Origin of the sequence: Paraflavitalea speifideaquila (genome assembly GCF_032395985.1) — a bacterium.
In the GTDB taxonomy this organism is placed as follows: Bacteria; Bacteroidota; Bacteroidia; order Chitinophagales; family Chitinophagaceae; genus Paraflavitalea; species Paraflavitalea speifideaquila.
The window spans coordinates 4,535,508-4,555,497 of the sequence record NZ_CP135920.1; the positions used below are offsets into that span (position 1 = coordinate 4,535,508).

General features: G+C 46.4%; 25 protein-coding genes and 3 pseudogenes. 14 read left to right on the top strand and 14 right to left on the bottom strand.

Annotated features, from left to right (window positions below; all coding sequences use genetic code 11):
- Window positions 1-30 precede the first annotated feature (30 nt).
- Together RS881_RS31180 and RS881_RS31185 are read left to right on the top strand one after the other, a co-directional pair.
- Window positions 31-711 (top strand): hypothetical protein, encoded by a 681-nt coding sequence (locus RS881_RS31180; RefSeq protein WP_315814325.1) that lies wholly within the window; start codon window positions 31-33, stop codon window positions 709-711.
- Entirely contained in the window at window positions 618-1,340 is a 723-nt protein-coding gene (locus RS881_RS31185; protein WP_315814326.1) for a radical SAM family protein, read from the top strand. The genes RS881_RS31180 and RS881_RS31185 overlap by 94 nt, the downstream gene beginning before the upstream one ends.
- A 130-nt stretch (window positions 1,341-1,470) precedes the next feature.
- On the opposite strand, the gene RS881_RS31190 is transcribed toward RS881_RS31185, so the two are convergent.
- Window positions 1,471-2,709, bottom strand: a complete 1,239-nt coding sequence (locus RS881_RS31190) for a hypothetical protein (protein WP_315814327.1) — start codon at window positions 2,707-2,709, stop codon at window positions 1,471-1,473.
- A 541-nt stretch (window positions 2,710-3,250) separates the two neighbouring features.
- Here RS881_RS31190 and RS881_RS31195 point away from each other — a divergent pair.
- The 7 genes from RS881_RS31195 to RS881_RS31225 all read left to right on the top strand — a co-directional run bounded on the left by RS881_RS31195 (window position 3,251) and on the right by RS881_RS31225 (window position 7,784).
- Entirely contained in the window at window positions 3,251-3,487 is a 237-nt protein-coding gene (locus RS881_RS31195; RefSeq protein WP_315814328.1) for a hypothetical protein, read from the top strand.
- A gap of 128 nt (window positions 3,488-3,615) precedes the next feature.
- Window positions 3,616-3,774 (top strand): hypothetical protein, encoded by a 159-nt coding sequence (locus RS881_RS31200; RefSeq protein ID WP_315814329.1) that lies wholly within the window; start codon window positions 3,616-3,618, stop codon window positions 3,772-3,774.
- A 14-nt stretch (window positions 3,775-3,788) separates the two neighbouring features.
- Window positions 3,789-4,256, top strand: coding sequence for a DMT family transporter (locus RS881_RS31205; RefSeq protein ID WP_315814330.1), 468 nt, complete (start codon window positions 3,789-3,791; stop codon window positions 4,254-4,256).
- Window positions 4,241-4,531, top strand: a complete 291-nt coding sequence (locus tag RS881_RS31210) for an EamA family transporter (protein WP_315814331.1) — start codon at window positions 4,241-4,243, stop codon at window positions 4,529-4,531. The genes RS881_RS31205 and RS881_RS31210 overlap by 16 nt, the downstream gene beginning before the upstream one ends.
- A 164-nt stretch (window positions 4,532-4,695) precedes the next feature.
- Window positions 4,696-5,355 (top strand): sulfite exporter TauE/SafE family protein, encoded by a 660-nt coding sequence (locus RS881_RS31215; RefSeq protein ID WP_315814332.1) that lies wholly within the window; start codon window positions 4,696-4,698, stop codon window positions 5,353-5,355.
- Between the two features lie 177 nt (window positions 5,356-5,532).
- Entirely contained in the window at window positions 5,533-6,405 is an 873-nt protein-coding gene (locus RS881_RS31220; RefSeq protein ID WP_315814333.1) for a hypothetical protein, read from the top strand.
- Window positions 6,406-6,494: 89 nt separating this feature from the next.
- Window positions 6,495-7,784: a bifunctional folylpolyglutamate synthase/dihydrofolate synthase gene (locus RS881_RS31225; RefSeq protein ID WP_315814334.1), complete on the top strand. Its 1,290-nt coding sequence runs from the start codon at window positions 6,495-6,497 to the stop codon at window positions 7,782-7,784.
- A gap of 114 nt (window positions 7,785-7,898) precedes the next feature.
- On the opposite strand, the gene RS881_RS31230 is transcribed toward RS881_RS31225, so the two are convergent.
- From RS881_RS31230 to RS881_RS31285, 11 genes and pseudogenes are all read right to left on the bottom strand, one after another.
- Window positions 7,899-8,450 carry an NUDIX hydrolase gene (locus RS881_RS31230; RefSeq protein WP_315814335.1) on the bottom strand — a complete coding sequence of 184 codons (552 nt, stop codon included), beginning with the start codon at window positions 8,448-8,450 and terminating at the stop codon, window positions 7,899-7,901.
- 111 nt (window positions 8,451-8,561) lie between these two features.
- Window positions 8,562-9,218: a (Fe-S)-binding protein gene (locus RS881_RS31235; RefSeq protein WP_315814336.1), complete on the bottom strand. Its 657-nt coding sequence runs from the start codon at window positions 9,216-9,218 to the stop codon at window positions 8,562-8,564.
- 144 nt (window positions 9,219-9,362) lie between these two features.
- Window positions 9,363-9,862 (bottom strand): annotated as a pseudogene (ribH, locus tag RS881_RS60155) (6,7-dimethyl-8-ribityllumazine synthase).
- A 72-nt stretch (window positions 9,863-9,934) separates the two neighbouring features.
- Window positions 9,935-10,645 carry a tetratricopeptide repeat protein gene (locus tag RS881_RS31250; protein ID WP_315814338.1) on the bottom strand — a complete coding sequence of 237 codons (711 nt, stop codon included), beginning with the start codon at window positions 10,643-10,645 and terminating at the stop codon, window positions 9,935-9,937.
- Window positions 10,646-10,729: 84 nt separating this feature from the next.
- Window positions 10,730-11,728 (bottom strand): pyruvate dehydrogenase (acetyl-transferring) E1 component subunit alpha, encoded by a 999-nt coding sequence (gene pdhA, locus RS881_RS31255; protein ID WP_315814339.1) that lies wholly within the window; start codon window positions 11,726-11,728, stop codon window positions 10,730-10,732.
- Between the two features lie 447 nt (window positions 11,729-12,175).
- A complete protein-coding gene (locus tag RS881_RS31260; RefSeq protein ID WP_315814340.1) occupies window positions 12,176-12,538 on the bottom strand; it encodes a tetratricopeptide repeat protein in 363 nt (120 codons plus the stop codon).
- Entirely contained in the window at window positions 12,469-13,212 is a 744-nt protein-coding gene (locus RS881_RS31265; protein ID WP_315814341.1) for a tetratricopeptide repeat protein, read from the bottom strand. Before RS881_RS31265 ends, RS881_RS31260 begins: the two co-directional genes overlap by 70 nt.
- Before the next feature lie 128 nt (window positions 13,213-13,340).
- A complete protein-coding gene (locus RS881_RS31270; protein ID WP_315814342.1) occupies window positions 13,341-13,829 on the bottom strand; it encodes a hypothetical protein in 489 nt (162 codons plus the stop codon).
- Window positions 13,830-13,846: 17 nt separating this feature from the next.
- Window positions 13,847-14,572 (bottom strand): alpha-amylase family glycosyl hydrolase, encoded by a 726-nt coding sequence (locus RS881_RS31275; RefSeq protein WP_315814343.1) that lies wholly within the window; start codon window positions 14,570-14,572, stop codon window positions 13,847-13,849.
- Window positions 14,572-14,979, bottom strand: a pseudogene (locus RS881_RS31280) (1,4-alpha-glucan branching protein GlgB); the annotation flags it as partial. The pseudogene RS881_RS31280 and the gene RS881_RS31275, both read right to left, overlap by 1 nt.
- Window positions 14,980-14,990: 11 nt before the next feature.
- Complete coding sequence (locus tag RS881_RS31285) at window positions 14,991-15,206, bottom strand: hypothetical protein (RefSeq protein ID WP_315814344.1); 216 nt, start codon at window positions 15,204-15,206, stop codon at window positions 14,991-14,993.
- 460 nt (window positions 15,207-15,666) lie between these two features.
- Between RS881_RS31285 and RS881_RS31290 the strand changes: the two genes are divergently transcribed.
- The 5 genes from RS881_RS31290 to RS881_RS31310 all read left to right on the top strand — a co-directional run bounded on the left by RS881_RS31290 (window position 15,667) and on the right by RS881_RS31310 (window position 19,172).
- Window positions 15,667-16,119, top strand: coding sequence for a peptidase associated/transthyretin-like domain-containing protein (locus RS881_RS31290; protein WP_315814345.1), 453 nt, complete (start codon window positions 15,667-15,669; stop codon window positions 16,117-16,119).
- Window positions 16,110-16,415, top strand: coding sequence for a hypothetical protein (locus RS881_RS31295; RefSeq protein ID WP_315814346.1), 306 nt, complete (start codon window positions 16,110-16,112; stop codon window positions 16,413-16,415). The genes RS881_RS31290 and RS881_RS31295 overlap by 10 nt, the downstream gene beginning before the upstream one ends.
- Complete coding sequence (locus RS881_RS31300; protein WP_315814347.1) at window positions 16,364-18,043, top strand: outer membrane beta-barrel protein; 1,680 nt, start codon at window positions 16,364-16,366, stop codon at window positions 18,041-18,043. Before RS881_RS31295 ends, RS881_RS31300 begins: the two co-directional genes overlap by 52 nt.
- 35 nt (window positions 18,044-18,078) lie before the next feature.
- Entirely contained in the window at window positions 18,079-18,429 is a 351-nt protein-coding gene (locus RS881_RS31305) for a hypothetical protein (RefSeq protein WP_315814348.1), read from the top strand.
- Between the two features lie 308 nt (window positions 18,430-18,737).
- Entirely contained in the window at window positions 18,738-19,172 is a 435-nt protein-coding gene (locus tag RS881_RS31310; protein WP_315824661.1) for a GLPGLI family protein, read from the top strand.
- Between the two features lie 278 nt (window positions 19,173-19,450).
- Here the strand turns inward: RS881_RS31310 and RS881_RS31315 are convergent, their stop codons facing one another.
- The gene (locus RS881_RS31315; RefSeq protein ID WP_315814349.1) at window positions 19,451-19,903 is read right to left on the bottom strand and encodes a cyclomaltodextrinase C-terminal domain-containing protein; all 453 of its coding nucleotides are present in this window, start codon (window positions 19,901-19,903) and stop codon (window positions 19,451-19,453) included.
- Window positions 19,904-19,918: 15 nt separating this feature from the next.
- Window positions 19,919-19,984, bottom strand: a pseudogene (locus tag RS881_RS31320) (hypothetical protein); the annotation flags it as partial.
- Between the last annotated feature and the right edge of the window lie 6 nt (window positions 19,985-19,990).

Consider the following 19,990-nt stretch of genomic DNA (forward strand, 5'->3'; position numbering starts at 1 on the left):
ACCTTAGTGTACTCGTGAATTATAACAAACATGTCTGTATTAAAACAATCGCCGTATTTACTGTACTCTGACGGAAAGGGGAATATTTTTGAAGATACCACGCTGTATGCCTCGGGTCGTGCGGGCTGGGATGCCTTTGAGGTGCCTGTGGAAGACTGGATTGTGTTGCCTGATGGGGGCTCGATGTATGAATTACCTGGCCGCCGGGGTATTGGGATCGACGTTGAAACGGGCGATATGCGGTTGTGTGAGAAGGGCTGGGCTGTAGCGGCTTTTATTCCGCCCGCTCATACAGGTTTATACCTGGCTGCCTATGAAACGGGGCATGATGCGCCTACGCTGCCCTTGTTTTGTTATACCGCCGCCGGCTGGCTCGATAACCAGCTTTATGTGCCGGCAGTTCGTATTGAACAGGATATCAGGCAGGAATGCGCTGGTTTTGACCAAAGAGTGGTGAATACAGGGGTAGCGCATTTCCTGGAAGCTTACCCGCATAATAGGCTTGTCAAGCACCTGGCCAATAATTGTGCACTGACCTACCATTGCCCGGCCGCCCGCAATTACTTCATGGGTCGCTGGGAATGCCCCATACCCAGTTCTCCGGCCTGTAATGCCAATTGTATTGGCTGTATCTCGTTCAGCCGGCGGATGAGGAGATCGTTTCCACGCAGGACCGCCTTACTTTCAAACCTACGGCCGAAGAGATCGTAGAGTTTACGGTACCGCACCTGGAAAGCGCCCCTTATCCTATTGTAAGTTTTGGACAGGGCTGCGAAGGAGAACCGTTGCTGATGTGGGAAACCATCCGGCAGTCGATCATTGAAATGCGCAAGCATACAAGCAAAGGCAGCATCAATATCAACACCAATGGGTCCAAGCCGGCTGCAGTAGATGCGCTGTGCAAAGCCGGGCTCAACTCCATCCGGGTCAGTACCAATTCGGCACAGAAATATATCTATGAGGCGTATTACCGCCCCAATAATTACCAGTTTGAAGACATTGTGGAGAGCCTGAAAGTGATGCGCCGGCATGGTGGCTGGGCCAGTATCAATTACTTTGTATTTCCTGGGGTGACGGATAGTGAAGCGGAATATGAAGCGTTGCGCAAACTGATCCGTGATACGGACCTGACGATGATCCAGTGGCGCAATTTCAATATCGATCCCGACTGGTACCTGGGTAAGATCAATCTTTACGAAGCCGGTGATCTACTGGGAATCAAGCAATTGCAGGAATTGATCAGGGAAGAATTCCCGAATGTGAAGTATGGTTACTTCAACCCTCCCATGGAACGGATCAAGGGAACTATGAAGCGGATTTTGCCCATTATTAGCAGTTAATAGCAAAGGAGACACCTTTCGTTTGCGTTGGCAGAAAAAGGTGTCTCCTTTGTGTCCAAACACCTTTGCGTCTCCAGCAAGTTGAAAGATGTCACTTTGGAGCCTAAGTGTTGAACTTATACATTTTTATTTAAGACAGCAATTTCCCTTTCGGTGGTCTGATCTGTACCAGCAGCAGGGCCATCAGGAATAATTCGGGTATCACTTTATAGCGTACGATGGCGCCTGGGAAAGGGACTACATACCCAAGAAAAAGGTAAAGAAAGACGCTAAAGAACAGCAATACCCAGCATACAGGGCAGGTAGAAAAAGCAGGCATGGTTTTATCGCGCCTTATCAATGCCAGGGCTACCAATACCCAACAGAGCATAATTTCGACTGCCGCCATGAGCTGCAAAAAGCCTTTGGCTTCCCACAAAAACGGCCTTAGGAAAGTATTGCTTACGGCCTGGGGCAACACGTTCATAAAACTTTCCACTGCGGGCTGCAGTGGATCCAATTGAAACCTGGTATTGCCTTTCAGGGCCAGGAACTCTTGCTGACGCTCCACGATCACCAACGGTAAATTAGGAACACCGGGTAGGTAGGCGGTGCTGAAAAACAACAATATTGACAGGCTGTATACTATTGCAAAAACGGGCAGTGGCTTACGATTGAACGTTATGGTGACAAACCAGCTGATCAATGCAGGCAACAGCAGCAGTATGAGCATATCCCTGAGTATCAAAATGCCTATCAGGCCCAGGAGTGCATACAGGATAGAACTTTTTTTATGTTGGTGTAGCCACTTAAAGGCATGCAGTAGTAGTAAGGACAGGTACAAGAAGATCAGCCCATCTGTCCGTATGCCGCTTAACCAAAATACAACGGGTGGGAAGAAAAAAATAAGTAGCAGAAGGGCTTTTCTTTTTTGGGGGAATAGGGTTGTCATGAGTTTAAACAACCAATAATGGCCCCAGAAGGTGAGGAAACTGAAAAATACAGCATTGGCATAGTAGTTACCCTTGCTAATGATATTGAAAATACCCAGGGGCTTCGCTATTTGAAAGTATTCCAGATCGGCCAGGTATATGCGGAGCGCCAGCCAATGATCGTTGTTGATCTTGCGCCAAACCCTTGCCGGGTTAAAGTCTCCAAAAAACTTAGCGGGATCGTTCATCAACACTTTGTACTCATCCAGGGCTTCGTTGTGGATCTTCCAGGTATCGTCGCCCCCGTAATAATGAAGGAAAAGATAGCCATAAGCGCAGGCCAAAAGTACTTTGAATGCAAAGGCGGCCACTACCTCTGCCCTGGAGAGACCAGCATCCCCACGGCGTGTAAGCCGAATAATCAGAAAAGCAAACAGTAAGATTAAAATAGCTGTCAATACCATGTGTCGGTTTCCTGTTTATGGCAATTGCGGCCAAATCTATACATTTAAACCAATATTTTGTCATGCGCAGAAAGGGGTACGGCATATTATTAACTGAAAAATTCTTTTGACAACTGTTTTAATTGGTAAGGAGGTCAGTAATTTTACAAGGCTTAAACAGCACTCAATATCATTTTGAATTCTCCACGCCCCGCCTATATACTGCCGTTAATTGTGATCGCCCAGTTTACCGGTACCTAGCTTTGGTTTGCCGGTAATGCCATCCTCGCTGATATTCCCGCACTGGCCAGCCGGCCGCATGCCATTGGCCAGATGACCTCGGCGGTACAAATTGGCTTCATAGCAGGCACTTTGGGATTTTCCATCCTGTCTATCACCGACCGTTTTTCTCCTTCTAAAGTGTTTCTGCTTTGCTCTTTTTGGCAGCGGGATCCAATATGGGCATCATTTGGTTTTCGGACAGTTATAGCAGCATACTGCTGTTTCGTTTTATGACAGGGTTTCTCCTGGCTGGCATTTATCCTGGCACCAGGTCATGTTCTTTACCTCTGGCTTTGCTGTTACGGGCGGCCTGATAGTCATTTGTTTTATTCCGGACGGTCCTTTCAAAAAACAGGCAACGGGTTTTCATCCTTCTATGATAGGACAGGTATTTAGGTCGAAGGAGTTCCGTGCCGCGGCTTTTGGTTATTTTGGTCATATGTGGGAGTTGTATACGTTATGGGCTTTTGTGCCGGTGATGTTGGCTGTGAATGGTTCGGCACACCAGTAGTCAGTTTTTGTTCAACTGTTATCCGCATGCCACGGTGTTTCTGACGTTGGCGCCAGGGCCACTGCTGGGACTCATGGCCTGCCGGCGGCTGGTGAGGCAGCCAACCAGTTAAGCGGAAAGGATTACTTTTGCGCATCACTAACTCGATGAGTATTTCCAAAAAGGAACTATATACGGGGATCTTACTGGCTGTATTGGCTACGATTGTATGGTCGGGCAATTTCGTGGTAGCGCGTGGGGTGATCAAACAGATACCGCCTGTGGGATTGGCTTTTACCGGTGGATAACGGCCACGCTGATCATGCTGCCACTGGCCTGGAAATATGTGCGTCAGGAAAAAGGGATCTTACTTCAACATCGTAGTTATTTTTTCTGGACGGGCCTCACCGGCGTGTCGCTCTTTAATACGTTTGTATACATAGCGGGGCATCATTCACCGGCCATTAACCTGGCGCTAATTGGTACTACCTCTTCGCCCGTTTTTGCGATCATACTGGCGGCTATCTTTTTAAAAGAACCCATCAAGCCACTGCGTATTGTGGGGTTATTGCTTTGCCTGGGCGGTATTGTATGGTTGTTGTCGCAGGGGAGCTGGGAACGGTTAAAGGCTTTCCGTTTTTCCGCAGGTGATGGTTGGGTATTGCTGGGGGCTTTGTCATTTGCCATCTACAATATTATGGTGAAGCGCAAGCCCAGTGGCGTACATCCGCTTAGTTTTTATTCACGGTATTTGCTACGGGCACGTTGTTTTTGTTGCCCTTTTATTTAATAGAACTGACGCATGCAGCGCCCATCGAGTGGAATATGAACCTGGTATTGATCATTCTTTACCTGGGGGCAGGGGCATCGGTATTGGCCTTTCTGTGTTGGAATATGGCCATTGCGCGGTTAGGCGCTGCGCGTACGGCTTTGTTTGGTAATCTGATACCGGTATTCAGCATCCTGGAAGCAGTGTTGATACTGGGTGAGCAATTCACGATGGTGCATGTACTGAGTGGGATACTGGTTATAACAGGGGTGGTGATTGCTAATTTGAAAAAGTAGCTGGTGGTAAATGGAGAGCGGTGAGTGGGGCGTGGAAATGGCAGGTTCACGATTGACGATATGACGACTGAAATTATACTTCTTTGCATTGCAGCCTTTTTGGCAGGATTTGTTGACGCGATAGTTGGTGGCGGGGATTGATACAAACACCGATAGGATTGGTATTGCTGCCGCAGTATCCGGTGGCTACGGTATTGGGTACGCTGAAGATACCCGCCTTTTGCGGAACCAGTTTTGCTGCGGCTCAATATGCGCGCACGGTGAAGCTGGATTATAAACGGCTGGCGGCTATGACGGCTATTGCGTTCTGTGCCGCTTTCACGGGCTCTAAATTATTAACGCTGGTGAGCAGCAGTTTTATGAAACCGGTGTTATTGGTGATACTGGCCGGGGTAGCTATTTACACGTATACGAAAAAGAACTTTGGGGCGCATACGGAGAAAGACCATAGTGATAAACAGCAATGGTGGTATGCAGCCGGTATTAGCCTGGTTATTGGTTTTTATGATGGCTTTATTGGTCCGGGCGCCGGTAGTTTCCTCATCCTTGCTTTTGTGACGTTATTGGGTTTTGACTTCCTGAAGGCCAGTGCGCATGCCAAATTTGTGAACCTGGCCACGAACCTGGGGTCGATCATTTTCTTTGCCATCAGTGGCAAGATCATTTATGCGATTGCCTTGCCCATGGCGGTTTGTAATGCACTGGGTGGTTTTACGGGAGCACGGCTGGCCATCCTGAAAGGCAATTCGTTTATACGCATCCTCTTCCTGGTAGTAGTATGCGGTACGATCCTGCGTTTTGCGTATGATATCTTTTTTAAGTAAAGGCAACGAGGCATTAAGATATCGAGGCAACAAGGTTGGGATAACACGAACCAGGACAAGTTACACGAAAGAGGGTTCTTTTAACAGTTCGCAAACAGTTGCCTATGCAATTAGCATACTCTTTGTAGCGTTTTACCGTAAAACATTGGTAAATTCGTGTAATCGAATCTCTTGTATATGGTAGACAATTTTGAATCAAAGAAGAATATTCAGGCAGGTGGCTATACTGCATTGGTATGTGCCCTCCTGCTGGTGATCTTCCTTTTTGTGCGATGGTCTTTACCTCCCTTACCGGAGCCGCCTGTAGAAGAAGGCATTGAGGTGAACCTGGGCAGTAGTGATGCAGGCATGGGTGATGATCAACCTTTTGAGCCTGGCCCTCCGGCGCCTGCCGAACAACAAGCTTATACGCCTCCGGCACCTACACCTGTTCATGAAGAACCTGCTAAAGAAATAGCGGAAGACAATGAGCCGGATGCTCCTGTTATCAAGAAGCCCACAATTACCAAACCAACAGCTACTAAAACACCTGAAAAAGATGTGGTGAAAAGTAAACCGGTCAAGAAACCCGTGGAAACACCACCCGCCCCTGTGGTAGTCAAACCCAAAGCGGTATTTAAAGGCGTGAATGGAACTGGCACAGGCGGCAATGAAGCAGATACGTATAAGAAAGGCGGTAACCAGGGTATAGCAGGTGGACAAGGCGACCAGGGAAGACCAGGAGGCAATCCCAACTCGGATAATTATACAGGTGGCGGGAACGGCAGGGGCGGCATCTCAGTGAGATCGGGATTGGGCAATCGAAAGGTGACTGCCTGGCCCAGCCTTACCGATGACTTTGATGAACCAGGTAAAGTAATTGTTGCCGTGAAATTTGGAACCAATGGACGTGTAGTAGATGCCAGTATTGTATTAAGAGGCACAACAGGCAACAGTCAACATAAAGAAATTGCTCTAAGGAAAGCTAAAGATTTTAAGCTAAATGTTGATGCCAATGCCGCCGAAGAGCAGATTGTAACCTTTGAATTGAACTTCAGAATTACCAACTAACCAGCAATTACTAATCCTTCGATATAAGTAGCGCCACGGTTTTGGAACCGTGGCGTTGCTTTTATAGCTTTGTGGTCCCAATACGCACCATGACTTACGAAGAAACGCTACATTATCTGTTTACCCGACTGCCCATGTTTAGCCGCATTGGTGCAGCGGCTTATAAAAAGGACCTTACGAATACGATAGCGCTTTGCGATTACATTGGCAATCCGCAAGATCAATTCAAAACGATCCATATTGCGGGTACGAATGGGAAAGGCTCTACCAGTCATATGTTGGCAGCCATCTTGCAAACAGGGGGTTATAAAACAGGTCTCTACACCTCCCCTCACCTACGCGATTTCAGGGAACGTTTCCGGATCAATGGAGTGATGATAGAAAAAGATTTTATCATGGATTTCACACGCCGTATCCAACCGGCAATTGACCAGATAGAGCCTTCCTTTTTTGAGATCACGGTGGCTATGACCTTTGATTATTTTGCTCAACAAGGAGTAGATATAGCAGTAATTGAAACGGGGTTGGGTGGCCGGCTGGACAGTACGAATATCATTACCCCGGAATTATCCATTATTACGAATATTGGCTGGGATCATATGAACCTGCTGGGCAATACGCTGGAGGAAATAGCATTTGAAAAAGCAGGGATCATTAAACCGGGCATACCGGTTGTTATAGGGGAAACAGTACCTGCTACGCGGAAAGTATTTGAAGCAATAGCCGCAGAAAGGCAATCACCATTACTCTTTGCGGATCAATTGCGTTATGTAACGGACTGGAAATATGAGCACCATGAATTGAAAGTGCAGGTTACGCGCAATGGGCACGATGAACGGACTGCCTACCGGCTTGACTTGCCTGGTAATTACCAAACGAAGAACCTGGTAACGGTATTGGAGGGAGTTGATCAGTTGCAACAGCTGGGCTGGCAGCTACCGCTTGAAACGGTACAGGAAGCCTTGCACCAGGTAAAAGCGCTCACGGGCTTACATGGCCGTTGGGAGCTCATTCACCGCCACCCAACTGTGGTATTGGATGTAGGGCATAATGAAGATGGCATGCGGCAGATCGTATCACAAATTGAACTCACCAATTATAATCACCTGCATATTGTTATTGGCATGGTGAAGGACAAAGAGATAGAAAAGGTACTGCAGCAATTGCCACGGGAAGCCGCTTATTATTTTACGAAAGCTCAAATACCAAGGGCTTTACCGGAAGACCAGCTAGCAGCACAAGCAGCTACCCACGATCTGCATGGACAAGCCTATGGGGATGTGAATACGGCCTTGAAAGCAGCCTTATACAAGGCGCATAAGGATGACCTGATCATTGTATGCGGCAGTGTATTTGTTGTAGGAGAAGTGGCTATTTAGTCGGAAAAGTTAGGAAAGTCGGAAAGTCCGGAAGACGGGAAAACAACCGCTGTATTACTTACGGACTTCCGGACATACGGACTTTCGGTCTTTACTCACTTGTGGACTCTTAAGCTACAGCGCACCCAGTTTCTTCAGCCCATAATAAAGAGCGGTGACATGCATGGCCTGGATGATCTCGTTATTGTCAAGCATTTGTTTTAGTTCGTCGATGGTGGCTAGGTGTATCTCTATATCTTCATTGTCATCCAGTGATTGTTCTTTTACCAATTTACCACCGGTAGCCAGGTACATGTGCATGAGGTTGTTGTTGGTAGAAGGGTTGGCGCTGATCTTGCCCAGGTATTCATATTTGGTAAAAGTATAACCGGTTTCTTCCAATAATTCACGGGCAATGGCTTCTTCGTAATTGGCATCGGTATCATCCACACAACCGCCGGGAATTTCATAATGCACCTCTCCCAATCCATGCCGGTATTGCCGTTCCAGGATCACCTTTCCATCTTCTGTTAAGGCCAGGGCAGTCACCCAGTTGGGGAATTCGTATACATAATAAGGGGTAACGATCTTGCCATCGGGCCGTTCGCAGGTATCCTGCCGTACGGTAAACCAAAGGTCTTTGAAGAGGTATTCGGATTTAAGGGTTTTCCATTCGAGGTTACGCATATGATAAGTGTGTGTCTTTATTAATCAGGGGTTATTCAATCAGCGGCTATTCAACCAGAGGTGACACCTTTCGTTCGCGTAGCAAAAGAAAGGTGTCACCTCTCTATTCGTTTACCAGCCGCTGGCCAGTACATCGGCAATGTGCATGGTTTGTAAGGGAAGTCCTTTATAACGGATATAGCCATCAAGGTGCATGAGGCAGGAGTGATCGGTAGAAATGATACAATCGGCGCCTGTTTGGCGAGCATTGGTAACCTTTTGATCGGCCATGCCCATGGATATGGGTTCAAACTTAACGGCGAAAGTACCTCCGAAACCGCAGCAGGTCTCTACATCATTCATTTCGGTAAGCTCCAATCCTTTTACATGGGATAACAAAGCTCTCGGTTCTGGTTTTATTTTACATTCCCGCAAAGCTGCACAAGAGTCGTGATAGGTGGCTTTGGCATGGAGGGATGCGCCCAGGTCTTCCACCTTCATGACATTGACCAGGAAGTCGGTAAATTCAAAGGCTCGTTTTTGGAGTTCTTTGACCTCATTGTGGTGGGAAGAGTTATCGAATAGTTTTGGATAGTAATTGCGTACAAAGCCAATGCAGCTGGCACTGGGGGCCACTACATAATCGGCTCCGCTGAAATCGCGGAGGAATTTGATGCATACCTCTTTGGCTTCGCGCTGAAAACCGGCATTAAAAGCTGGCTGGCCGCAACAGGTTTGTTCGGCATTGTATTGTACTGTACAGCCTATTTTCTCCAATACTTTCACCATATTGAAGGCTGTTTGCGGGTACAGCTGATCAATAAAACAAGGTATAAAAAGTTGTACGTTCATGCTTTCCCTACCGTAGCCTGCCCCTGCCCGCTGCTGCCCTAAAAGGGACTTTGAGTGCAGGTAAGGGGCTGAGCCTGGCATTTATTTGTGAAACGAATTGACCAATGCAATCATTTTGATGGCGGTAATGGCAGCTTCTTCGCCTTTATGACCATGTTTACCGCCAATGCGTTCATCGGCCTGTTGTTGGTTATCTACGGTAAGTATACCAAAGATGGTAGGTACAGGAAGGGTGAGGTTAAGTTGTAATACGCCCTGGGTAACACCCTGGCATACGTAATCGAAATGGGGGTATCGCCGCGTAATACGCAGCCCAGTGCTATAAAAGCATCTGGCCGGTCTTCCTTGTATTTGTTGGTATCCCAATAGCTTTTTACGCCAAAGGGTATTTCAAAAGCACCGGGAACATTTACAATATGGATATGTTTTACGCCCTGTTGTTCTAATATCCGTATGCAGCCTTTCTCCAGTTCATCAATGATAGCAGCATTCCATTCAGTGCGTACAATAACAACACAGGCATCCTTCTTAAGAATGCCTGTGTTGACTTGTAATAATATACTATTGCTTACTTCGGCCATAATTCAATCAAGGTTCTGAGAAGCTACGAGCTGCGAGCAATGAGCCAGGAGTCGTTAGCTTTGCCAAGTTACTTATTTTGTATCGCCCCATTTACCGAGGTACTTATCAATATCCTGACCGCCTTGGGCCTGTGGCATAATGCTACGAGGATATTTATTTTTTACCTGTTTTGCCAATTCAATAGCTTCATTGGTTTTACCGGCATCCTGCAACAGCAGGGCAGCACGGAACAGGTACTCAGGAGAGTTTACTTCATCTTCGGGTAAAGCAGCTCCTGCTTTTTTATAATAACCGATGGCTTCTTCTTTTTTGCCCAGTTCGGAATAGGCATCGCCCAATAAACCGTTGGCGCGCATATTGGCCACCACTTCATTGGAAGAGAAGTCTTTCAGGTATTTAACGGCATTGTTGAAATCGCCTAGTTGGAGGTAGCAAGCACCTGCATAGAATTTAGCTCTGTTACCGGTTTTAGTACCACCATATTTGGAGATCACTTTCAGGAATCCCTGGTTGATACCATCGCCATTCAAAGCCAGCTTCACTGAATCGGTTCTGAAATACTCTTCAGCTTTCCAGGCGGCTTCAGCAGCTTTTAATTCTTCGGGACGTTTGAAGAAACTGTTATAGGCGAAATAACCACCTACGAGTAATACTACAACAGCCAGTGCTATACCGATCAATTTGCTGTTCTTGCTCCAAAACTGTTGGGCGCCCGCCACTACTCTTTCTTCAGAAGTCTTTTCTACAGGCGCTTGCCCGGTTGGCTGATTCACAGTAGCCATGTTTGTTCGTTTGTTTTAATGTTGGTTTGTTTGGGTTTGCCTTGTGAATTGAATGTTCAATTTACAAGGCTCGATGTTCAAAGACTAGTCTACGATGAACGGATAATTCTGATCCATGCACACATCTTTCAGGACTTCATCATCAGCTGGCCAGGGAGATTCTTCTGCAAACTTTACAGAAGCTTCTACGGTTTCGTTTACGCGTTTATCGATAGCTGCAATTTCGTCTTTTGTAGCATATTTATTCTTCAGGATGGTATTTAATACCAGCTGAATGGGGTCACGCTGCTTGTATTCTTCTACTTCTTCCTTGGTACGGTATTTCTGTGGATCGGAAATAGAGTGGCCTTTGTAGCGGTAGGTCTTAATTTCCAATAAGGTAGGACCATCGCCTTCGCGGGCTCTTTTCACAGCGCGGGAGACGGCTTCATGTACGGCCTCGGCGCTCATACCATCAACGGTATCACCGGGCATTTCATAAGCATCTGCCAGTTTATAAATATCCACTACGTTGCTGGTACGTTCTACAGAAGTACCCATGGCGTAATTGTTGTTTTCGCAAATAAATACAACCGGCAATTTCCAGGTCATGGCCATGTTGAAGGTTTCATGGAGCATACCCTGACGGGCAGCACCATCGCCAAAGTAAGTAAGGGCTACATTGTCGGTACCCTTGTATTTTTCAGCAAATGCCAGTCCGGCCCCGGTGCCAATTTGAGCACCCACAATACCGTGACCGCCAAAGAAATAGACGTCTTTACCGAAGAAGTGCATGGATCCACCCTTACCTTTGGCAGCACCGGTAGCTTTACCATAGAGTTCGGCCATACAAGCATCGGGAGAAACTCCTTTGGCCAGGGCGAGACCATGGTCGCGATAAGCGGTCACAAAGGGATCTTCGAGGCGGGTAGCGGTCATACAACCAGCGGCAATGGCTTCCTGCCCAATATAGGCGTGGAAGAAGCCACGGATCTTACCGTCCATTTTATACTTTTCTTCTGCCATGAGCTCAAACTGACGGATAAGCTGCATCAGTTCATACCAGTACAAATAAGTCTCTTTACTGAATTTGGTTGCGGCCACTATGCTAGATTTGAGGTTATCTGCCTAAAAATCATTTCCTCACCCCGGGTATTCCGGAAGGAAAAGGCGGGGGCAAAGATAAGGGGTTAACGGGAAATTTGTAATAGATTGTTATGCTTTTAAATGGCCATTTAATAAACTGAAGTGTAGGTAGTTATTGGAATAAATGGGCCGAGGGATGACACGTGGGTGGCATATTGCGAGAGAATCTTCCCGGAATGGGAAGCAGCGCTGGAGGCGCCGTGGAAGCAGTACCTGGTACGGCTGGTGGGCAGAGATAGCACGGATATGGGTCTCGTTAAAGTCTCGATAAGGTCTCTACAAGGTCTCGATTAGGGTATATCCAGGAGGGACTATTGATGGCCGAGGGGCCCGGCAAGGCAGGAATTATTGGTGTGTAGTCTATACACAAAAGAAGGGATACCTTCATCAAGCATCCCTCTCAAATTACGTTATTTTTACAGGTATTACATGCCTCCGGGCATCTTTTTCCTGGCGCAGGTCTTTAAGGGAGGGGTCCATAGCAATAGCCTGGTTGCACAATTGTTCGCCTTTTTGCTTATCGCCTTTTTTCTGGTACGCCAGCCCGATCATGTAGAGGGCATTGGAGTTTTTCTTATCAATGGTCAATATCTGATCCCAGGTATCAATGGCATCCTGGTATTTACCGCTGCGGTAATAGGCATCACCCACATTATAAATAAGTTCGGCATCCTGTGGTCTGTGGTCTAGCACGGCCTTCAGGAGGGGCAGACCTTTGTCGTATTGTTTGAGGTTGAGGTAGGCATTGGCCAGGTTTTCGAGGTACACGTCGGTGCGTTTGTATCCTTTAGCGCCTGCCAATTCAAACCAATACACGGCTTTTTATCGTCGGGGATGGCATAGGCTACCATGCCAGCCTCAAAGATCCAGTTGGCGTTGGAAGAATCGCGGGCAATGGCTTGCTGGTAGCAGCCTTCGGCTCTTTTATAGTTGCTCATTTCCACAAAACAGCGGGCAGCGATATAGACGACTTCGGCCATGGTAGAGTCATCCCGGAAGGCCTTTTCGCAATACTTGAGGGCTTCGCCGTAATTGTCCAACTCGTAGTAGCTTTTGGCAATGAAAAAGTTCATGGACTTGCTACCGATCTTCATTTGCTGCATTTTCTGGGCATATTTGATGGCATCGGCCCATTTACGCACATTGACAGAAAGGGAAGCCAGGTTTTCAATAATTACGGGGTTATTGGGGTCTTTGGTTTCGGCCCTGGTAAATTTTTCGCGGGCCTCCAAATAGCGGTTTTGGGCTACGAGTACATTACCCCAACTGATGAGGTTAGTGGTATTATCAGGGGCAAACTGATCGGCTTTGGCAAAATGTTTCTCTGCTTCGCGGTAGCGGCGGGCCTGTTCTTCGGCCTGGCCTTTTTGGGTGTAAAAGCGGCGCTGTCGGCATTTTGGGCCGGACAGGTAGTAGCTATACAGGTGCATAGCAGGAGCCACACGAATGGGTACTTTCGCATAGAAAAAAGGATTATAAGGTAATCAGAGCCTATTTAAGTACAAGAATTCCCAACGGTGGCAAATGTATATTTATTTCATATCGATTTTCCTTTTATCCACAAGTGCGGTTAAAATTTGCGGATTAAAGACATCGCCGGTTCCGCCATAGATGGCGAGGTCGCTATTGAATATTTCAGTCCAGGCCTCTTTCCCCCTGCATACAGCTTCCAGTCGCGCCGCACCACGGGGGTAAGGTTGAGGATAATGAGCAGGTCATTGGCAGGGTCCTTGCCTTTGCGGCGGTAGACCATCACGCATTCGGGACGGTGTGAAAGATCGACCCACTCGAAGCCATTTGTATTAAACTGGTTTTCATAGAGGGCGGGTTCCTGCCGCAGTAATTGGTTGAGGTCGCGAACACAATCTTTCAGTCCCCGGTGGCTTTCATATTTGAGGAGGTGCCAGGGTAATTCTGTTTTATAATTCCATTCGGTAGTGGCGCCAAATTCATCGCCCATGAAAAGGAGTTTACCGCCAGGATGGGTAAACATATAGCCGTAGAGGGCGCGCAGGTTGGCAAACTTTTGCCAGTCGTCGCCCGGCATTTTATACAACATGGGGCTTTTGCCGTGTACTACTTCATCATGGCTGAGGGGAGCATGAAGTTCTCATCATAATAGTACATCATGGAAAAGGTGAACTTGTTCTGGTGGTAGGGGCGCTCGATGGGATCGAGTTTAAAATAATCGAGGGTATCGTGCATCCAACCCATCATCCATTTCATGCCGAAACCGAGGCCATCCATAAAGGTGGGTTTGGAAACGCCCGGCCAGTCGGTAGCTTCTTCGGCGATGGTTTGTATATCGGGGAAATCGCGGTAGGTGGTTTCGTTGAGGTCTTTGATGAATGCAATGGCTTCGAGGTTGCCATCACCGCCAAATTCATTGGGCTCCCACTCCCCTTCTTCGCGTGAGTAATTGAGTTTAAGCATGGAACTCACGGCATCGACCCGTAAACCATCGATATGGAATTTATCGAGCCAGAACCGGGCGCTGCTGATGAGGAAGGATTTTACTTCGCCCCGTTTGTAATTAAAGATATAGCTATTCCAGTCAGGATGAAATCCCTTGCGCATATCGGCATATTCATAGGTATGGGTTCCATCGAACATAAAAAGGCCATGGGCATCGTAGGGGAAATGAGAAGGCACCCAATCGAGGATGACGCCAATACCTGCCTGGTGAAAGGCATCTACCAGGGCCATGAAGCCCTGGGGATCGCCAAATCGGGAAGTGGGGGCAAAAAAGCCTATACCCTGGTAACCCCAACTGCCATCGAAGGGATGTTCGGTGATGGGCATCAGCTCAACATGTGTAAAATGCATCTCTTTACATAATTTACAAGTCGCTCCTGGAAGAAGTCATAAGTATTATAGCGTTCTTCATCGTTGGGATCAGGGCGCATCCAACTGGCGAGGTGTACTTCATATACGCTCCAGGGGGCTTGTGGACTATTATGGGCAGCCCGTTCTTTCATCCAGTTTGTATCGTTCCAATGAAAACCCAGTTCCCAGGTAATGGAAGCGGTATCGGGGCGGCGTTCCCAGAAATTGGCATAAGGATCGCCCTTATCCATTTTACGGCCACGGAAACCATGAATATGGTATTTATATACTTCGCCCTTGGGCAACCAGGGAATAAATCCTTCCCAGATGCCTGAATTATCCAGTCGAACGTACAGGGGATGTGACTGGGTATTCCAGTCGTTGAAGTTACCGGTTACGGAAACCCAGGTAGCATTGGGAGCCCATACGGCAAAGTAATATCCTTTTTATCCAGTACGGTGATCCCGCGTGCGCCAAACAGCTCGTATAACCGGTAATGGGTACCCTGTTGAAAATTCTCAATATCTTCTTCGGTAAACAGTGAATAATTCCATACAGGACGGGTACTGTCTACAAAATGAATGTCCTCATACTTCTGTTCTTTTGCCACGTGTATACTTTTTTGATCTTATTTATGGATTCTTAAACTAAATGCATCCTAGTTTGTCCGTTGAACCATGTGTTTGACCGGTGGTCACTGAAAAATGTTAAAAGGGATTTAAAGCATTTAAGATAAGGATGATTATCCAGATTTTTGCGGCGGAAAAGAAAGAAAGTCAGGAAGGCGGAAAGATCGCAAGTTTAGCAGCCTTCAATATCTCTTTCCAGATTTCCGGCCAGGCTCCCAACTTTTTCCGGTACTTGGTACGTCAAAGTTGCGTATGCTTTTGCCCTGTTTGCAGATAGAGGTTCCCGGCTTGTAGATTTTGATTTGACGCAGGTGCCCGCGCGTGTAGTTTTACTAAGGTTCAGCGTATAGAAATAATGTTTAATTAACACTGATCAGCAAAACTTAGCCAAATCACAATTAACCCAGCAAAGACCCGATGCAAAAACTAACGTTGATTTTATTGGTACTTCTTGTATCAGCCTCTTCCTTATTTGCACAACAAGCTACTATTAAAGGTACCATCATTGATACCAGTGAAAAGAAAAATCTTACGAATAGTGTAGTAGCCTTACTTAGAAAATCAGACTCTGTGCTGGTTACTTTTGGCCGAACTGATAAGAGTGGTCAGTTCACGCTCACGAAATTTGTTCCCGGCAAATTTGTTTTAATGGTGACGCACCCTGCGTATGCGGATTACCTGGATGAAATTGAAGTGAAAGATGCTTCCCCAATAAACCTGGGTAAAATAGGGATGATCCTGAAAAGCCAGTTGCTACAGGAAGTGGTGGTTTCTCACAAATTGGGGGCGATTCGTATTAAGGGAGATACCATAGAATATAAAGCGGATAGTTTTTATATGAAGGCGGGATCGTCGGTGGAAGACCTGTTGAAAAACTACCGGGTATGCAGGTAGACCGGAATGGGAAGATCACGGCACAAGGAGAAACGGTACAAAAGGTACTGGTAGACGGGGAGGAATTTTTTAGTGATGATCCTACGATTGCCACACGTGGTCTATTATCGGATGCGGTGGATAAGGTGCAGGTATTTGATAAAAAGAGTGACCAGGCCACTTTTACAGGTGTTGATGATGGGGTAAAAACGAAGACGATTGACCTGAAATTAAAGGAGGATAAGAAAAAGGGTATTTCGGTAAGTTGGAGGCAGGTAGTAATGGTGATAAATACTGGAATAACAGTGGGATGTTGAATGCCTTTAAGGCCAAGCGTAAATTCTCGGCATTCGGCATCATGTCGACAACCGGAAAAACGGGGCTTGACTGGAATGAAAGGATGAACTATGGCGGCAATTCCGGTATGGAATCGGGGATGAGTGATGATGGCGGTATGTATATCATGATGGGAGGCGGTGGAGATGATTTTGATAATGGCGGCTCGTACTGGGGTGAAGGTTTACCCAAAGGGTGGGCAGCAGGTATACATTACTCCAACAAATGGAACCAGGACAAATTGCATTTGAACGGTAGTTACAAATTCAATAAAATAAATACGGAAGCCAATGGCCGGAATACGAGCAAGTATATTCTGCCTGATACACTGTATTACGTTAATGAATTTGGCAATAACTACACCAGCAAGGAACGCCACCGGGTGGATGGGATGTATGAGATCCAACTGGACTCATCATCCTCACTTAAAATTACTGCAGGCGGCTCTTCGGGTAAAACCAATAGTTACAATATCAGTAATACGGAATGGCTGGATGAAGATGGCAAGCCGGTTCGTACAATTGACCAACGTACCAGCTCTATTGGTGAAAATAAGGCTTTCAACTCTACACTCCTGTACCGTAAGAAATTTAAAAAGCAGGGCAGAACGATCTCGGTTAACTTCAACCAGGACTATAAAGAGAATGAGTCGCAAGGTTTCCTGTTGGCTAAAAATGAATACTTTGACAGTAATGGCAACAAAACGGAGCAACTGGTTGACCAGAAAAAGTTGAATGACAATATTACTTCGCTGGTAAGTGGCAAGGTATCTTATACGGAACCGCTTACGAAGCGGGCATTGTTGGAATTTAATTATGGGCTGAGCAATAACCACCGTCAGTCGCGCAGAACAGCATTGGGAAAACTGGACCCCAGCAGCCCTAAGTACGATGACGTTGTAGACAGTTTAAGTAATGATTATGCGTTCAATGTATTGAACCAATCGGCCGGCATTAATTACCGTTATGCCAAACCCAAGCGGATCTCTTTTGGCTTTGGGGCCAATATAGCCCGGGCCGATTTTACCCGCAAGGATCTGAAAACAACGAAGGATGTAAAATACAGTTTTACCAATTTCTTCCCTTCGGCCAATATAACCTGGACGCTGGGATCGAATGGCAGTTTGCGTTTCAATTATAATGGTAGTACACAGGCGCCTAATATTGACCAGATACAGCCGGTAGCCGATAATAGTGATCAGTCCAATATCAGAAGGGGTAATCCTGATCTGAAGCAAGCTTTCCGCCAGCGGTTCAATATCTCTTATAATAACTACAAGATATTGTCGGAAAGGGGTATTTATATGAGCATGAGCTTTTCTACGGTGCAAAACGACTTCAGTTCTATGACGTCTATCAAGGATGGAACGCGTATCACTACCCCAGTGAATGTCAATGGCAATTACAATATCAATGGCTGGTTTGATTACAACAAGAAGGTGAAACTGATCGATGCACAGGTAGGTCCGAACGTTGAATTCAGTAAGAGCCGGAATATCAACTTCATCGACGGTAAAGAAAATACCAATAACAATTACAGTATAGCCTTTGGTATCAATCTGTGGAAACAAAGGAAAAGAAATACCAGTTTAGCATCCGCCCGGAATTGAGGTACAATGAGTCAAAATCCTCTCTTCGTCCAGACATGGTGACTAAATTTTGGACACAAGAATATTATGCGGACCTGAACCTGTTTTTACCCTGGAAACTGGAAATTGGCAGCGATGTGAGTGTGAATATTCGTCAAAAGACCAGTGACTTTGACCGGAATAACAATGTGGTAAGATTGAATGGTCGGATAGAAAGAAAGGTGCTGAAAAATGATGCGGGCCGCATACGGTTTTCAGCTTTTGATATCCTGGACCAAAACATAGGCTTTAACCGGAGCATCAACAGCAACTTTATCAATGAGCGCACGTATGATACCTTCCGCCGGTATTTCATGTTAACGCTGATCTGGAACTTCAACAAGAACGGGAAACCGATGGGATGGTAAAGAATGGCTAGTGAGGAGTGAAGAAGACGGAAAGTCCGGAAGTCGGGAAGACCGAAAGGAAGTATTTAATTTTAATAACGACAACAAACTAATTATATGCAAAGGAGATCAATCATATTTATATTCTGCTTGCTGGCAGCCTCTTCGGCATCACAGGCGCAACAATATATTACGCATGGGAAAATAGAATTTGAGCGCAAGACAAACCAGCATGCTTTCCTGGAAGAAGGGAGTATGTGGGATGATATGATGAAAAAAATTCGCCCAAATTCCATACGGCTTATTTTGACCTATACTTCAAAGATGGTATTTCGGTTTATAAGAATGGCCGGGAACCAGAAACACGTCAAAACAAGGTATGGGGTGTATTTATAGCAGAGAATACGATCCAAACGAACCTGGAGACTGATAGTTCTACTACGCAAAAGGATATCATGAACGACCTGTACCTGCTATCCAATCCCCTGCGCAAAATAGATTGGAAGATAGGATCAGAGATACGGAAGATCGCCGGGTTTGATTGTCGCAAGGCGGTAGGCAAGATTATGGATTCGATCATTGTGATTGCGTTTTATTCGGATGAGATCATCCCTTCCGGCGGCCCTGAATCTTTTACGGGACTACCGGGCATGATCCTTGGGTTGGCCATTCCCCGTATGCATGCTACCTGGTATGCTACAAAACTTGAATTGATTGACATATCAGACAAAGACCTGCAGGCTCCCAAAAAGGCAAAAAATTGACTGGTGAAGCCTTCCAGGTACAGTTGAAAGATATTATGAAAAATTGGGGTGATGAAGGAAAACGGTTGATACCGCAGATACTGCTGTAGGCATCCAACCTGGAGCTGCGAGGTTTCGGGTAAAATTGTTGGCTAAAATATAGATGCTGAAAAAGGCGCTTCATTGATGAGGCGCCTTTTATTTATAAGCAATGGGGTATATGTTGTGTATTTTTACTACATGGTCCTGGGTGTATAGATGAATTGCACTACACCCGATCTGACTGGAAAAGAAGGTACTTAGGGAATCAGTTCCAATACCAATTGGGTTTTAGCTGGTATTTTCATTTTATCAGTTATGGTAGCGGACTGACCGGTAATGATATCTTTTGCTTTGGCAAAGCCTTTCAATCTTTCTTCAAAGCGGGCAGTAGATAGCTCCATTTCCTTATCGGTGGGATTCATGATGCACATAACGGTTTGCCGGGCATCATACCGGAAATAAACATATACGCCCTCTTCGGGCACATACTGCATGAGCTTACCGGTTTTAATAGCAGAAGAGGTTTTGCGAAACCTGGCCAAAGTGCGGGTATAATTGAACAGGCTGTCCTCGGCCAGGGTACGGCCAGCAGGGGTAAATTTATTGGCGCTGTCGCCCGACCACCCGCCGGGAAAATCCAGGCGTACGAGACCATCAGGATCAGCAAAGTTCTTCATCATTACTTCGGTACCATAATACAATTGGGGCACGCCTCTGAAAGTAAGCAGCCAGGCCAGGCCAATTTTTAATTTTTGAACATCCTCGCCTACTACTGACAGGAAACGGCTCAGATCGTG

Coding starts and splice junctions, on each gene's coding strand:
- RS881_RS31195 (WP_315814328.1), top strand. CDS start 3,251: ATGTTCTTTACCTCTGGCTTTGCTGTTACGGGCGGCCTGATAGTCATT.
- RS881_RS31275 (WP_315814343.1), bottom strand. CDS start 14,572: ATGCCCATCACCGAACATCCCTTCGATGGCAGTTGGGGTTACCAGGGT.
- RS881_RS31230 (WP_315814335.1), bottom strand. CDS start 8,450: ATGCGTAACCTCGAATGGAAAACCCTTAAATCCGAATACCTCTTCAAA.
- RS881_RS31250 (WP_315814338.1), bottom strand. CDS start 10,645: ATGGCTACTGTGAATCAGCCAACCGGGCAAGCGCCTGTAGAAAAGACT.
- RS881_RS31295 (WP_315814346.1), top strand. CDS start 16,110: ATGCAGGTAGACCGGAATGGGAAGATCACGGCACAAGGAGAAACGGTA.
- RS881_RS31270 (WP_315814342.1), bottom strand. CDS start 13,829: ATGTTGTATAAAATGCCGGGCGACGACTGGCAAAAGTTTGCCAACCTG.
- RS881_RS31220 (WP_315814333.1), top strand. CDS start 5,533: ATGGTAGACAATTTTGAATCAAAGAAGAATATTCAGGCAGGTGGCTAT.
- RS881_RS31305 (WP_315814348.1), top strand. CDS start 18,079: ATGGTGACTAAATTTTGGACACAAGAATATTATGCGGACCTGAACCTG.
- RS881_RS31205 (WP_315814330.1), top strand. CDS start 3,789: ATGCTGCCACTGGCCTGGAAATATGTGCGTCAGGAAAAAGGGATCTTA.
- RS881_RS31180 (WP_315814325.1), top strand. CDS start 31: ATGTCTGTATTAAAACAATCGCCGTATTTACTGTACTCTGACGGAAAG.
- RS881_RS31235 (WP_315814336.1), bottom strand. CDS start 9,218: ATGGTGAAAGTATTGGAGAAAATAGGCTGTACAGTACAATACAATGCC.
- RS881_RS31225 (WP_315814334.1), top strand. CDS start 6,495: ATGACTTACGAAGAAACGCTACATTATCTGTTTACCCGACTGCCCATG.